The organism is Vibrio sp. Vb0598 (assembly GCF_033338935.1).
Lineage (GTDB): Bacteria > Pseudomonadota > Gammaproteobacteria > Enterobacterales > Vibrionaceae > Vibrio > Vibrio alginolyticus.
On record NZ_JAWOTP010000002.1, the window covers coordinates 15938 to 31058 of the forward strand.

At 43.3% G+C, this 15121-nt stretch carries 14 protein-coding genes; 9 read left to right on the forward strand and 5 right to left on the reverse strand.

Translation table 11 applies throughout. The features are described from left to right. The first annotated feature begins 1 nt into the window (after position 1). Positions 2-1756 carry an ABC transporter permease subunit gene (locus tag R7Q38_RS02645; RefSeq protein WP_411913398.1) on the forward strand — a complete coding sequence of 585 codons (1755 nt, stop codon included), beginning with the start codon at positions 2-4 and terminating at the stop codon, positions 1754-1756. Between the two features lie 313 nt (positions 1757-2069). Here R7Q38_RS02645 and R7Q38_RS02650 read toward each other — a convergent pair whose 3' ends face one another. Continuing rightward, positions 2070-2870, reverse strand: a complete 801-nt coding sequence (locus tag R7Q38_RS02650; protein WP_202599865.1) for a hypothetical protein — start codon at positions 2868-2870, stop codon at positions 2070-2072. A 287-nt stretch (positions 2871-3157) separates the two neighbouring features. On the opposite strand from R7Q38_RS02650, the gene R7Q38_RS02655 reads away from it, so the two are divergent. Continuing rightward, a complete protein-coding gene (locus R7Q38_RS02655; RefSeq protein ID WP_053303811.1) occupies positions 3158-4060 on the forward strand; it encodes a DMT family transporter in 903 nt (300 codons plus the stop codon). Positions 4061-4151: 91 nt separating this feature from the next. Here the strand turns inward: R7Q38_RS02655 and R7Q38_RS02660 are convergent, their stop codons facing one another. Then, entirely contained in the window at positions 4152-5051 is a 900-nt protein-coding gene (locus tag R7Q38_RS02660) for a LysR family transcriptional regulator (protein WP_053303810.1), read from the reverse strand. A gap of 147 nt (positions 5052-5198) precedes the next feature. Here R7Q38_RS02660 and R7Q38_RS02665 point away from each other — a divergent pair, with 147 nt between their 5' ends. The 4 genes from R7Q38_RS02665 to R7Q38_RS02680 all read left to right on the forward strand — a co-directional run bounded on the left by R7Q38_RS02665 (position 5199) and on the right by R7Q38_RS02680 (position 7859). Next, complete coding sequence (locus R7Q38_RS02665; protein WP_053303809.1) at positions 5199-5738, forward strand: NADPH-dependent FMN reductase; 540 nt, start codon at positions 5199-5201, stop codon at positions 5736-5738. Positions 5739-5748: 10 nt separating this feature from the next. Next, on the forward strand, positions 5749-6213 hold the full coding sequence (locus R7Q38_RS02670; RefSeq protein ID WP_053303808.1) for a Dps family protein: 465 nt from the start codon (positions 5749-5751) through the stop codon (positions 6211-6213). 96 nt (positions 6214-6309) lie between these two features. Further along, positions 6310-7191, forward strand: a complete 882-nt coding sequence (locus R7Q38_RS02675; protein WP_213970894.1) for a glutathione S-transferase C-terminal domain-containing protein — start codon at positions 6310-6312, stop codon at positions 7189-7191. A 32-nt stretch (positions 7192-7223) separates the two neighbouring features. Next, positions 7224-7859, forward strand: coding sequence for a DsbA family protein (locus R7Q38_RS02680; protein ID WP_213970895.1), 636 nt, complete (start codon positions 7224-7226; stop codon positions 7857-7859). A gap of 359 nt (positions 7860-8218) precedes the next feature. On the opposite strand, the gene rcnR is transcribed toward R7Q38_RS02680, so the two are convergent. After that, entirely contained in the window at positions 8219-8491 is a 273-nt protein-coding gene (gene rcnR / locus R7Q38_RS02685; protein ID WP_005375370.1) for a Ni(II)/Co(II)-binding transcriptional repressor RcnR, read from the reverse strand. Positions 8492-8625: 134 nt separating this feature from the next. Between rcnR and R7Q38_RS02690 the strand changes: the two genes are divergently transcribed. Both R7Q38_RS02690 and R7Q38_RS02695 read left to right on the forward strand, forming a co-directional pair. Next, positions 8626-9702, forward strand: a complete 1077-nt coding sequence (locus tag R7Q38_RS02690; protein ID WP_239938535.1) for a nickel/cobalt efflux protein RcnA — start codon at positions 8626-8628, stop codon at positions 9700-9702. Positions 9703-10250: 548 nt separating this feature from the next. Then, positions 10251-11810 (forward strand): methyl-accepting chemotaxis protein, encoded by a 1560-nt coding sequence (locus tag R7Q38_RS02695; RefSeq protein ID WP_017635256.1) that lies wholly within the window; start codon positions 10251-10253, stop codon positions 11808-11810. 147 nt (positions 11811-11957) lie between these two features. Here the strand turns inward: R7Q38_RS02695 and R7Q38_RS02700 are convergent, their stop codons facing one another. Next, positions 11958-12857: a LysR family transcriptional regulator gene (locus R7Q38_RS02700; RefSeq protein WP_005375376.1), complete on the reverse strand. Its 900-nt coding sequence runs from the start codon at positions 12855-12857 to the stop codon at positions 11958-11960. 141 nt (positions 12858-12998) lie between these two features. Between R7Q38_RS02700 and accD the strand changes: the two genes are divergently transcribed. Further along, positions 12999-13862 (forward strand): acetyl-CoA carboxylase, carboxyltransferase subunit beta, encoded by an 864-nt coding sequence (gene accD, locus R7Q38_RS02705; protein WP_239939339.1) that lies wholly within the window; start codon positions 12999-13001, stop codon positions 13860-13862. Between the two features lie 31 nt (positions 13863-13893). Here accD and R7Q38_RS02710 read toward each other — a convergent pair whose 3' ends face one another. After that, entirely contained in the window at positions 13894-14871 is a 978-nt protein-coding gene (locus R7Q38_RS02710; protein ID WP_318114020.1) for a hypothetical protein, read from the reverse strand. Positions 14872-15121 lie beyond the last annotated feature (250 nt).

Consider the following 15121-nt stretch of genomic DNA (forward strand, 5'->3'; position numbering starts at 1 on the left):
GATGTCGTCTGTTGCCAACATGCGCTCTCGTTGGAGCGCTTGTATGCCTGAATGGTTTACGCGTTTTTTGTCGCGCTTCCTGTCTCTCGGGGTAGTGGTTGTGCTGGTGGGTTTGATGCCGGATATTGCCGGTATCGATCCAAGCCAATCAATCCTCCGTGCTCGTGCGGGTGCTCAACAATTGCTGACGGCAGAAGCTCTGCAAGCAATTCGAGAAGATCTTCGACTTGACCGCAGCGCTGCTGAGCGACTGTGGGATTGGTTGACGCTTGCCATGCAAGGTGACTTAGGTGTCTCTTGGGTGAGTGGCGCATCCGTGATGGAGAGCGTTCAACAAACTGCAAAAACGTCACTATTACTGATGCTTACAGCGCTAGGCATGGCATTTGTAATGTGCATGGCGAGCGTGCTTTACACTGTGCGTCGTTGGCAACAGAATCGTTTAGACAAGCATCATGACACGCTCAGTTCGGTGTTGGTTTCATTGCCTGAATACGTGATTGCTTCGTTGCTGATCATGGTGTTTTCCATCTGGTTGGGCTGGTTCCCGCCTTATGGTTGGCAAGGTGTGCAAAACCTCTGGCTACCCAGTTTGGCAATGGCATTGCCTGCTGCTGGCTTGTTCGGGCGCTTGCTCAATGACAGCCTCAAGCGTGTACTAGATGAGCCTTGGGTGATCACTTGGCTATCGGCTAACGTCAGTCAGTTTCAAATCTTACGCTTTGCCTTGTGGCGTGCCGTTAGTAACTTGATTCCTCAAATCGCAATGACGGTGATTGGTTTAACCGGCGGTGCGGTTGCTGTGGAACAGGTGTTCTCCATTCCAGGTATCGGACGACTAATTTTAGGCGCGGCGAAGTCACAAGATCTGCCGATGCTGCAAGGTGGCTTGTTGGTGTTGCTGGTGTTCTCGATGTTGATCAGCAGTGCGAGCATCTTATTGCAACGTTGGTTACTCGGGCACAGTGTCACAAGTGGCAAGCTGATCAGCAGTCACAGCACGTTCCGTTTTACCCAAAGCACTACCAAACGCATCGTCAGTGCCACAATCTTTGCCTTGCTGATTGGTTGTGCGGGATGGGCGTTAATGCGCGATCCTTACACCATCCAATTTACTCGCCTTGAATCGCCAAGCTTAGCAGCCCCGTTTGGTGCCGATGCGGTCGGGCGAGATCTGCTTGCTCGCGTTGGCGGCGGTATGATGTCGACAATCAAAATGGGCATCATCGCAACGTTCCTAAGTTTGGTGATTGGTTTGTTGCTCGGCTTCGTGACTCGTTATAGCCAAGGCTTAATTGAGATCACCAAAGGTGTGCCATACATTGTGGCGGGTCTGCTGATTGCTGGTCTAACGGGGATGAACCCAAACAGTGCCTTGATTGCGATTGTTATGGTGTCATGGGCACCATTAGCGGCGCACTGTGCAAGTTTGTTGATGGAAGCCAAAGCGCAGCCTTACACGCATCTTGCGCCCATTTGGGGAACCAGTCAGTGGCGAGTACTCCGTTACTACTTGTTACCTTATGTGCTGCCGCCATTGATTCGTCATGCGTTTCTGCGTTTGCCTTACATTACGCTCAGCCTGACTTCTCTGAGTTTTATCGGACTTGGCGTTAAGCCGCCAGAACCTGAGTGGGGCTTATTGATTGCTGAAAACTTGCCTTACATAGAGCGCTCACCATTGGGTGTCTTGCTACCAATCTCAGGCTTAGTTTTGATGGCAATTGCGGTGAATTTGATTTTTGATGACAAGTGACGAGCAGCGATAAAGTGAAGTGAGCTTCCATATCCAGATGTAATCAGTGATTTGGTAATTTAGAAAACAAAAGGATGTGTTTTCTGCCAGAAAGTACACAGCACGGTCTATGTATATTGGAAGCGCTCAATCCCCACTTATTACCTATACAGTTGGCTTTTCTATCGCTAAGCTGTTGCTAGTTAAAGAAAAGTTATACTTACCAAGGACACTTCGTTAACCAAAGGAGTGATATCCCCTAAAAATGAAAAAAGACTCAGCAAGTAAGCCGAGTTATTTTTTTCGTTAGTCTTGGTTTGTCGTACTTTTGATATTAATCCAGTAGCTTTGGAATATCGCCGCTGAAGTCGATCCATGAGTTAGTACCCAGCGTTTCCGTACCTTCAACACTCGGCTCTTCATAACGCATAACAAAGTTCTTAGGGCCGTGTGCATAAGCGACAACCAAGCCATAAGGTGCATCTAAGAACCCACCATGAGGTACGAGACCTGGGTAGCTGATTCGCCACGCATCACCATCTAGTGAGACGTGACTCAGCGTCAGTTTACCAATCACATTGTCTGGTAATACAAAGAACCAAGTCCATGGCCCACCAGACACGATGGTCATCACTTCATCGATACCTACGCCATTCTCTGAGCTATTAACATGTAACTTGCCGAATTTTTCTTGTAGAAAGTGCATAACTTCTGGAGTCATTGCTTTCATATCATAAACCTTTGGATATGGAGCAACGCCTACTTCAGACGTCGATAGGAAACCGCCTCTGTGTGCCTCTGGTAATCGGCCAGCTTTTTCGATTTGATCCAGTAAGTCACCACGGTGCATAGAAAATAGTGAGATTAGTTTTTCACTTTCTTCCTTTGTAATAGCTCTTTTTTTGGATATTTCCAGAATAGGTTTGGCTTCTTCAGGCAGCGAAACGGTACTAACTCGCACACCAATAGTTTTGAGCACTTCGTTGACCTTCTCAACGCCTTGAGTTGGCGCTCTACCATCACTGTAAGACAGAGTCAGCTGACCCTCTGTTGACATTGTTTTTGCTACGCTTTGTGCGATCGGCATAGTGGCAATCATGCTCACTAATACTAAATTGATCCATTTTTTCATCATTCGGTCTCCTGCTTGATTATAGGACGATGAGTTGTGTTTTCAGGCCTAAGTGTAGAAGTCGCGCTAAATCAGATAAACAGCACTCAGGTAAACAAATTGTTTACCAATAGTGAACTGACGATGTGGAGGTGTATTAATAAGGAGTCAATTACTACAAACTATTTCTCTTTGGTAAACAGTTAAGTTACTAAATGGAGCTTTAATTACTCAATGCGGCTGTTATGGTTAAGTCTTTAGTGCTTGAGCACTAGTAGAGTATTTATCCCCTTAAAATAGATGGCCTTGATGTGAAAAATATTAAATATCACCTTTTGTCCTTATTAGTGACAGCGCTGGTTGCAGGATCTTTTTTATCTTCAGAAAAACTATCCGGTGTAATCAATCCATTCTCCTTAACGTTATTGAGATTCCTGCTTGCAGCACTGGTATTGTTTCCTTTTATTCTGACAAAGAAACATCGCATCAAAATGGCAAAAGATGTGTTTCCAAGAAGTCTTATCATGAGCCTTTTCTTTGCGATCTTTTTTATATGTATGTTCAGGGCTTTGCAGACAACCACGGCATTAAACACAGGCACACTGTATACATTAGTGCCATTTATTACTGCCATTGTTAGTGTTTTCCTCTTTAAGGAAAAATTATCTATTCAGATGCTTGGCGTTTATTTGGTAGGGACTGTCGGGACATGTTGGGTGGTTGTGAAAGGAGATTTAGAGACATTATTGAAACTAAACCTCAACAAAGGAGATATTTTGTTTTTGCTCGGGTGTATGTCTATGGTGTGTTTTTCTGTCTCGATGAAAGTTTTTCATCGTGGAGAAGAAACCATTGTTACCGTGTTTTGTACTCTGATTGGCGGTGCCTTCTGGATGTTGCTGGCATTGTTTGTATTCCATCAACCACTAGACTGGTTTGCATTAAATGCCGAGCTTACCTTGCACATGCTATACCTCGCTTTGTTTGCGACATTGCTCTCAACCTTTATCATCCACAAAGCCACCGTTGTACTGGGGCCTGCAAAAGTGATGGCTTATATTTATCTAAGTCCTGTATTTGTTGCTTTTATCATGTTGTTATTTGATGGAAAGAGTATACCCACAGCTGTATATCCTGGTATTGCACTATCCATTCTTTCTACTGTGGTATTGCAAGTGTCGAATAGTCAGGCCGAGCGAAATCAAGTCTGTTGAAAAATCTGGCCACCTTCTCACATCTGGCCACCTTCTCACAAAGGTTGCGTTTTCATGCTCAGGTAATCAATTTGACAGGAGAAGATGAAGGCTAGTGCTGTTTGTTTTCGAAGTGTTTAACGACAAAATCAATAAAAGTTCTGACTTTTTGAGATTGCTCTTTATGGAAAGGATAAACAACATACAGTGAATGCCTATCAGCTTGCCACATCGATAAAACCTCAACTAATTCCCCAGATTCTAACTCGCCTTTAACGAATAAATCCGGCAGCAATAAAATACCATGGCCTGAGCACGCTGTTTGCTTGAGCGCTAATCCATTGTTTACGACATAAGAACTTGATTGAAGCTCGATCTCTTTGACTTCATCCTCATTTCTGAATAGCCAACGTCTTGCTGACGAAGAAAAACTGTATATGAGGCACTTATGATGAGCGAGATCTTCTGGCTTAAGAATCTCGCTGGATTTTGAAAGATATTCAGGAGAAGCGCAAAGCACTCGTCTCATATCGATAAGCTTTCGGGATCTTAAACTAGAATTGCTTAATTCTCCCCCTCCTCGAATCGCTATATCAATGCCTGAGTCGATGAGATCGACATATTGGTCACTCATGACAACTTCAATAGACAAATCAGGATATTGGTGCATGAATTCACAAATGATGGGGTTAATTTCTAAAATTCCTAACGACATAGGAACGCTTATTTTCAGTGATCCTTTTAACGTATGAGACGACTCGATGACTGACAAATCAGCATGTTTCAAATCATCTAATATGTTGCAAACCTGATTGTAGTAAAGTTGACCATTATCCGTTATGTGCATGTTACGCGTAGTTCGGTTTATCAGAGGGCTTTTAAGATAGTCTTCCAACTCATTGATATTCTTACTAACGGCTGCTTTTGACAGACTTAAATCTTCAGCTGCTGCTTTGAAGCTTCCCAGTTCCACAACCCTTCTGAAAACGGTTAGCGCCCTTATTTTATCCACTTCGACCTCATTTAAACTCTTATTGTTTACCAAAAGTAAACTATTTAGTTACTAACATATAGTTTATTCACCAATGCTAGTCAATTAGTATTTGTTGTAATCACCAACACTGAGGTGTTGACCTTAAATACCTAACAGGACTAACTCATGAAAAAGATACTCGCGCTCTCGGGAAGTAATCACAGTCAGTCAATCCATAATACTCTGATTCGTTCCTTGGCTGAAAAAGCCACCCAAACTAAAGTGACCATCATCGAATTGAAAGATTTCGATTTGCCAATGTATGGCATTGATGCAGAGTCAAAAGGTATACCAGCCGACGCCATCACATTGAGACAAATGATGAATGAACACGATGCGCTGATTATTGCTTCTCCTGAGCACAACGGCTCTATGCCCGCATTTTTAAAGAATGTCATTGACTGGCTTTCACGTGTTGCTGAATCAGGTAAATCCTTCTTTGGTGACGATAAGAAACCCGTTCTTTTAGTCAGTACTTCTCCTGGACCGAATGGCGGTGCGACCAATCTCAGAACGATGGCGGAGCTAATGCCATGGTGGGGTGGCGACGTTAAAGGAATCTACAGTTTAGGGAGTTATCAGGAGAAAATTCACGATGGTGAGTTTGACGTAGCGACTAAAGTTGAACTGGAAGCGCTGATGTCTTCCTTTGAAAACGCACTATAGGAGCGTAGGTATGAAAGTGGATATTGGTATAAACGAACAGGATCGTGTTGTGATTGGAGAAGCGCTTAAACGCCTTCTGGCAGACTCCTACACTTTGTATTTGCAAACGCATAATTTTCATTGGAACGTTACTGGCCCCCAATTTCGCGAGCTACATCTTATGTTTGAAGAGCAATACAACGCATTGGCAATCGCCGTCGATGACATTGCTGAGCGAATACGAACACTAGGTGAAGTTGCGCCAGGGACTTACAAAGCGTTCGCCGACCTTAGCTCAGTTTCTGAAGTAGATGGCGTGCCCTCAGCAGAACAAATGGTGTCTATTCTTGTTCGTTCTCATGAGCAAGTGGTCAAGACTTGCCGAGACGTTCTGAAATTGGCTCAGGATGGGGATGATGAATCTTCTGCTTCATTGGTTTCTGATCGAATGCGAGAGCATGAAAAAACAGCCTGGATGTTACGTTCAATGCTGTGAGTCAAATTCGTCGCTGTATACCTTAACAATGTAACGTTGAGCGAAAGCTCGCGTTATTACATATGTTTCCTTAATTTAAGTATGTAGGTGCACCCCATGGCTGTTTTAGAAAAAGGGATTTGGTATCCAAATAAAGAAGTAAAAGACCTGTCTCATGAGGACAGCTTTGAATTGCCAAAAGTCGCTGAGCAAGGGCGTTATCACTTGTACATGTCGTTTGCTTGCCCTTTTGCCCATCGGCCTTATCTGGTGATCAATTACCTAGGATTGAATGACGCAATAACTGTTTCTTCTGTTGCAGCAAAGCGATATTCCGACGGATGGTTATTTGACGATGCTAACTCAGATCCTTTGTACGGCTCTCAAAACTTGATAGAGCTTTACCAACGAGCAAATCCAAATTACACGGGAAGAGTAACAGTACCGATACTATGGGACAGACAAGATCATGCAATTGTAGGTAATGATTCCTCTGCGATAGCAATGGAGCTTGCTACCAACTGGCTACCTTTAGCTAAGAACAAAGTTGAGTTGGTTCCAGATAGTCTGCGAGAAGGAATAGAAAAGCTCAACGAGTGGTTACACGTCAATGTGAATCGAAAGGTCTACCACGTTGGTTTTGCCACAGAGCAGGCAGAATATGATCTAGCCAGTGACACCTTATTTGATGCTATGGAGCAGTTGAACAACAGGCTAAGTCAAACTCGTTATCTGTATGGTTCGAATATCACACTATCGGATCTGTTTCTGTTACCCACACTTGTCAGGTTTGAAGCCGTTTATGAAGTTCACTTTAAGGCCAATAAAAAGCCACTAAAAGCCTTCGATAACCTTTACCAGTATATGCTGGATTTACTCAGTCATGAGAGCATCAGAAAAACGATCGATATCGAGTACATGAAGTTGCATTACTACTTCTCGCACAAGCACATTAACCCTTATGGAATTGTTCCAGCAGGACCGGTCATTAGTTGGTAAGCCAGTAATACTTTCAATCTTGGAGAAAAGTAATGAGCAAAAAAATTAGAGTCGATTTTTTTCACGACGTCATTTGTGGGTGGTGTTATGTTTTGTCACCTCGACTACGCCAGCTTGAAAAAGAGTTTAATTTAGATATCCATCATCATGCATTTGCTTTGTCTGCCTCACGGGAAGAAATGATTGGCAAGTTTGGCTCAATGAAACAAGCGAAGCAAATTATTTTGGGACACTGGGAGCAATGTGCGCGTGCCGACGATAAAAAGCGCGTAAACGTAGAAGGGATGCGTCAGCAGACGTTTGAATACCCATTTTCAACGCCAGGTTTGGTGGCATGTAAGGCGGCTGAACAACAGGGAGGATCCAGTGCTTACTGGGACTATTTTGATGCTGTTACACATGCACATATGAGTGAAAACAGAAATATTGGTGATTTGGACGAGCTTACAGAAATTGCTGGTGAGGTTGGGCTGAATAAGGCTCATTTTCTTGAGGACTTTGCTTCTCCGGAGCGACAAGCTGAGATACAGCGTGATAGAAAGTTGGCTCAAGAATATGACATCACTTCTACGCCAACGTTGGTTATCAATAAAGGGTGGGTTGTACCGGGTGCTCTCGGTATCAATACATTGCGTAAAACATTAAAAGAGCTCACAAATAAAGTTTGAGTCCCAAGAAAAGCCTTTTCAAATTTTCACAATGCCTTTTGCCAGCTAGATAGCTGGCTTTTTTCAATTTGTGTGAGTTAAAGTTATCCATCTGATGGATATAAGTACTTTCCAACCTGAATAGATTTTGCCCCTATGTGTATCAAGTCGGTTCTGGTTAAAGTTGCAGCCAGAATGATTGATGTGAGCATTATTAGGGAATTTACGGCACTAAGTGAGGTTGTTACGGAATATATTGTTATGTAAATGGCAGGTAGTATAGTCTATCTCTGCCATTGTTATTTCCCGCTTAGTAAGCGATTACCTATAAAGGATATATTAGAGTTTAACCCTAGTGACTTTACTCTAGCGAAGTAGGGTTACTTTATATAAGAGTCCAGTACTTTTAATACGACTTCCATATCTTTTTCACGTTGAGTTTTGTCTTCCTCAAGTACGACGTGTTCAAGTAAGTGACCTTTAATTACTTCTCGCATCAAACCATTTACTGCTCCCCGAATAGCGGCAATCTGCTGCAACACATCTTGGCATTCATGCTCTTCTTCCAGCATTTTTTTAAGTCCATTCACCTGACCCTGTATTTTACTGACTCGAGTGTTGAGCTTCTTTTGATCTCTGGTTGTATGCGACATGTCTTATCTTCTTTAAGTTACGGGCCGAGTTATTCTAACTGATAATGTAGCATTCAATTTATACTGGGGGTAGTATTTAATACTAGGGGGGAGTATAGTTTGCGATAAATTAGAATCAACAACAGAGAACAACAATGGATTTTGTCGCGTTACTACAACAAGGTAATGGGTGGTTCTTTATTCCCAGTGCCATTTTTCTTGGCGCTTTGCATGGTTTAGAACCTGGGCACTCTAAAACGATGATGGCGGCGTTCATTGTCGCGGTGAAAGGAACGGTCAAACAAGCCGTGATGCTGGGTTTAGCTGCCACACTTTCTCACACTGCAATTGTATGGTTAATCGCTGTTGGTGGGATGTATATTAGCCAGAAATTCACCGCTGAAGCGGCTGAACCATGGATGCAACTTATCTCTGGGGTCATTATCGTGACAACCGGCGTATGGATGTTTTGGCGGACATGGAGCGATGAGCGAGCTTGGAACAAAGCTCAGGATCATGCTCGCGACTGGACGACGCAAGTTGTGGATACAGGACATGGGCATGTTTCGCTTTCGATTACACAGGAAGGGGACCATCACCGTTTCCAGTTGCGAACACTCAGCGGTAAACCTTTAACTGCGGAAGGTATCAAGGTTTCGGTATCGAGTGATTGTTATCAACCTGCTGATATCTATCACTTTATAGAGCGTGATGGATACTTGGAATCGGCGTCTTGCATTGAAGTCTCTAATGGACTTTCTGTCACTTTGATCATCGGGCACCATGATCATACCCATGACTTTGATGTGCATTTCCGTCCTGGTTCTCATTTAGAAAGCGAAGATAAGGAATATCAAGATGCTCACGAGCGCGCTCACGCTTTAGACATTCAAAAGCGCTTTGAGAATCGAGACGTGACGAATGGGCAAATTCTGCTGTTTGGATTAACGGGCGGTTTGATTCCATGCCCTGCTGCGGTAACGGTTTTGCTTATCTGTTTGCAGCTTAAGGCAATGACTCTTGGTGCGACTTTAGTTGTGTCATTCAGTATTGGCTTAGCCTTGACTCTGGTTGCTGTTGGCGTTGTGGCAGCAGTGGGCGTGCAAAAAGCGACATCTAAATGGAGCGGTTTGAATGATGTTGCACGTCGAGCTCCCTACTTATCGGGCGTCTTGATCAGTGCAGTTGGTTTATACATGGGTATGCATGGATACATATCGCTGACGAGTTAAACTCTGTGGTAAAGATTTTTTCCTTTCTTTTTTTATGGGCAATGGCTTCATGCCTTGGTTTGCATATTTTGCTGCCGATTCTTGATTGAGAATCACTCGATCTGACATCGCTGCCATATCTACAAACCAAGTCATTCTCGCTTCACCAAGCATCTCGGATTACAACCGCTGCAATTGTGGCTCTAATATCTGAACCTGAGATACTAAATGATAAAACGGGAGCACTGACCACAGCGCTCCCGACGGCAAAACGCTAATTAGAACTCTTTTCTTTAATGTTCGATACCAATTTGGTCGCATAGTTAAATTTAACTATGCAAACGTTTCCTTTTGCGTACTCGTCCCTTCGCCAAACCTCGTAGAAATGTGACGTTTTGAAGACTTTTTTTCCTTCTGTCTAAAGTAATCGGGAACCAAGCAGATACATAGTTATAAAGTTATGTCTTGCTCTGCCAAACAGACCCAAAATGCAGTTTGGTTGGTTTTGGAGAAGAAAGGCTTAGCGCTCGATTAATGAGCATCAATTGAATTGTATTGAGACAATTATAATGAAAAGAATCATCTTATTAGCAGTCTGCGCCATGTTTGGTATTGCTGTCGTGGCGAGTATGGCATCAACGTACCTAATTTCGAGTCAGAAAATCGATGACATCATCTTAAACAAATCCCAAGTTCAAGCTGAGTTTCTAGCGGGAAATGCGAGTTATATTTTGGAGAACTCAGCCAATCCAATGCAAGATTTACAATCGCTTGTTGAGGGGCTGAAACAACGTTCAGACGTGAGTTATGCCGTTGTAATTGACCGTAACGTAACGGCAGTAGCCCACAGTGATAAGCACAAGCTGAACAAAACCTATAACGATGAATATACTGTTGAAGGCGCGACGAGAGGTGTTCAACAGTACTCAAAGTGGTATGCCGATGTCCAGAAAGTATGGGTGTTTGACATCATGGCACCAATTTATGTGGATGGTCAGTTATACGGTACTTTTGATATCGGTATTCCTATTACTGAAGTGAGCCAAGCGACGAATGGAATTATTACTTACCAGTTGATCTCTATGGTGGCGATCTTCGTTATGTGTGTTTTGATTCTGTCACTTCTGCTAAATAAACTGATGAGACCGCTTTCTGCGCTTAAAGACGCTCTACAAGACATCTCAAAAGGAGACGGAGACTTAACCGTTCGTTTGCCAGCGAAAGGTAATGACGAAGTCGCGCAAATTTCTTCTGCTTTCAACGTTTTTGTTGGGAAAGTACATGAGATTATTACACAAGTTGTAAATACTGGTGTGGAGCTTAATAGTTCAGCTGTCGCTTTGCGTGGGCAATCTCAACAAGCGCTCACAAGAGGGCAAGAGCAGAACGAGCAAACCATGCTGGTTGTCACATCCATGAACGAAATGATTGCGACGGTCAATGAAATTGCCTCCAATGCTGCCGGAGCGGCAAATGCTGCGAGTGCAGCAAGTAATGAAGCGCAAGATGGCTACACGACGCTAGAAAGAACCAAAACGGCGATGACTAATCTTGAAAACGAGATGAACAGCACTTCCAACATTATCGTGAGTCTTGCTGAAAATACTCAGTCGATTGGTAGTATTCTAGAGGTGATTAGAGGTATTTCGGAGCAAACCAATCTATTGGCTCTCAATGCGGCTATCGAAGCGGCACGCGCTGGTGATGCCGGCCGAGGTTTTGCAGTCGTAGCTGATGAAGTTCGCAACCTAGCGACTAAAACGGCTCATTCTACCGATGAAATTGACAATATGATTCACCAGCTACAAACTGAAGCTCAAAGTGCGGTGAATTCAATGAGTAATAGTAAGACTCTTATTGAAGAAGGAACGGCAGAAACTGAGTTAGCTCGACAGGCTTTAGAAGCAATAGCTGCACAAGTGACGACTATTTCAGATATCAATACTCAAGTAGCAACCGCAACAGAACAGCAATCAACGGTAGCAAACGAAATTAATATGAACATGGATACCGTCAGCCACTCAGTGAAAAGTGCGCTAACAGCGAGTGAGCAACTAGAAGAATCAAGTCAACAACTCGCGGAGCTATCGCGAACACTCGATCGTCACGTAGGAGCGTTTAGAATCTAAACGCCAACTGACCCTCTTTAATAAAAGCCAGTAAATGTTAATTGCTGGCTTTTTTATTTGAAAAAATCGAGTCTCAAATCGCTTAGCGGTGTTTGTCCTTTCTAGACGATAAAACAGAATACGATAAATTAGTTGAGTAAAGCTTAGCTAGGCGTTGAGTTTTGCGTTTTGCTTTAAATGTTCAACAAACATAGATATTTTCTTAGCTACATGTTTTCTTGACGAGTAAAAGGCGTAAAGCACTAAATCCTCAGGTTCGTACTCTAGAGTGACGATTTCTAGCTCACCATTTTTGATCTCATTTTGGCATGACTCAATTGGCAATATTGCGTATCCAAGCCCTAATAACGCGCCATATCTGGCGAGATGACCGCTGTTTACTTTGAATGAAGATTGCACAGTTTGAGTAATATGGCCCCCAACAGGGTTTCTGAATACCCATGGTGCACCATTTACTGCGGTAAGCGTCGTGATGCAGGGAACATGACTTAGATCCGTAATTTTGTAAGGGGTGGCGTATTTCTCAATTAGTTGAGGCGCGGCTAAAATGGCACTGGGCCAGCGTTTTATCTCTCTCGCCACCCAGTTACTGTCTGACAAAGTCCCTCTATGAAAACTCAAAATGACATCAAAGCTGTCAATAACATCATCTTTAGGGTTTAGCGTTGTATCGCAAGACAAAGAGATTGACGGGTATTGCGTGCAAAAGGTGACAACCGCTTTGGCCAGTACAGGTGTGTCTGGCATAAGAATTCGCAGTTCCCCTGTTACCGTGTGCGAGTGGCGCGTTACCGTTTCTAGTGCAGCGTTGAGTTGCTCCAATAACGGACGAGTGCTGCTATAGAGCTCTTCTCCAGCCTCGGTAGGCGTCATTCGCCTTGTTGTTCTATTGAACAACCTAATGTTTAACTTTTCTTCAAGCAGGGCAATGTGTCGGCTGATATTTGATGTTGGTATATTCAAACATTCAGCGGCTCGCTTAAAGCTGTTGTTCTCATAAACACAGTGAAAACTTTTTAACCAGATTTGGTCAACGTTATCAAACATTTCATTATCCCACTTTATTGGATTATCAAGCCAGCATATCGCACTTTATCCCTGTACTAAGTTACATACAATTTTATTTACAAGTTTAAGCGAACAAACAACGAGATATCGCGCTAGAACGTAATCAATAGTGGTGAATTTATGAGCTGGTTAGAACGGTTATTTGAGAATAAAAATATAATAGGTTCGCGCAAAGCGTCTATCCCTGAGGGCGTTTGGACAAAGTGTCCTGAGTGTGAACAAATACTTTATCGTGCCGCGTTAAAAGAAAATTTGGAAGTATGCCCTAAATGCTCATATCACATGAGAATGGCTGCGCGTCAAAGGTTGCTCTCTTTTCTGGACCATGGAACACAACAAGAGTTGGCAAGTGAGTTGGAGCCACAAGATATTTTGGGTTTTAAAGACTTAAAGCGATATAAAGAGCGAATTGCTTTAGCGCAGAAAACGACTGGAGAAAAAGATGCGTTGGTGGTGATGCAGGGCAAGTTATTGGGGCTGCCTGTTGTTGCGTGTGCATTCGAATTCTCTTTCATGGCAGGCTCGATGGGCGCAGTGGTTGGCGAGAAGTTTGTCCGAGCAATTGAAAGCGCAATTAATACAAAATCTGGGTTAGTATGTTTTTCCGCTTGCGGAGGGGCGCGCATGCAAGAGTCTTTGGTGGCACTAATGCAAATGTCAAAAACCAGCGCCGCGTTAAACCACTTATCTGAGCACAGATTACCCTATATCTCAGTATTGACGGACCAAACTTATGGTGGCGTCTCGGCGAGTTTAGCCATGTTAGGAGACATCAATATTGGTGAACCTAAAGCAAGTATTGGCTTTGCGGGAAGACGGGTCATTGAGCAAACGGTACGTGAAAAGTTACCAGACGAGTTTCAGCGAAGTGAATTTTTACTAGCGCATGGTGCGCTAGATATGATTGTCGATAGACGTGAAATGCGCGATCGCGTTGGCCGCTTACTGGCTAAGTTAACCAACGCGAGGGTGGTCTCAGAATAGGTTGTATTAAAATTAGACTTAGTACTTGCGTTTATTGAGCCGTAATCATTACAAACCGTTCATTTTGCCCCCATCTTGGTTCCGCATTCATTAGGCTGAGATCCAACGCCGTTTGGTATGGGTCAACAGCAAAATGGTTGCTTACTAACCCCCAGAGCATCCAGTTGATTGCGGTTTCATTCTCGGTAAGCTCTTCGAGTGGCGCTTGGAGGAAAAAGTACTCATCTTCGCCATCGTAACCGAGCCGATCATAGATAATGTTGCGTAGCTCTCGATCCAAATCATGTTGGAGGTTGATTGAGTCGTACAGTTGCTCTTCTGTTGGGCCATTCTCATGGTGATAAACATTGCGTTTTGACTCTTTGTGTAAAGTACCTGCGCCAGTTTCAATGCTTACTTTCTTTTGCGAGTGTTGCTCAAGAACTTGAATGATTTCATCCTCTAGTTGATCGAGTTTACTCAGCAAAACTTGATTGTTTATGTCACCAGCGGGGGAGGCCATCGTTTGGAAGGCTTTCACTCTCTCGTAGACTGCTTTCCCGTGAGGAAGGGCTGCAAAACACTGTTCTTGGAGCGCTTCATTGGCTTGCCAAATGCCCGAGTAGAGCTCGTAATCATGTGTATATGGTGGAAGCTCTTCAGTATCTTCCCCTAATAATTCTCGCCAGTGCTTTTGCCACTGTTCTTCTTTTGCGTGTTTTACACGCGCGTATCGCTTAACCCAGCGGTTACGAAGTTTTACCCCAAAAATGGCAAGTCCCCATGGAGCGAGCAAATAAAAATAATAGTGAGAAGAGTTATCCCAAAAGTAACCGTAAACGTAAACACCAAAAGCAAGCACCCAAGTTCCAATAGTACAAGCAATAACCCCGGACATTATTGATGATTGGCGCTTTGTTTCTCTTAATGTATTACCTTCAGAACATAACCAAAAAATGCCGCCAAAAACAAAGGCAAACGTTGTCATGAAGTAGGCAATCCCCGCTCCCCAAAATCCCCAAAGTGACATGTATTATCCCTAGCCAAATATCTGCTTTATTCACTCATCAATGACTGGAGGAGTAAATGTGTTTGATTTGGCGGAGAATTTACCATTAATGCCAACCTTTTGATATGCACTCTGTGACTTATTGGGAATGAGTCACAAATAAAAATAGATGGTATCAAGCATCAAAATTTAATTTAGAACCTTTGATTGTCGTGAACTCTATCTGGAAGAGTTAAGGGGGGCGTTTAAGGGCAATTTTCCTCATAAAGTC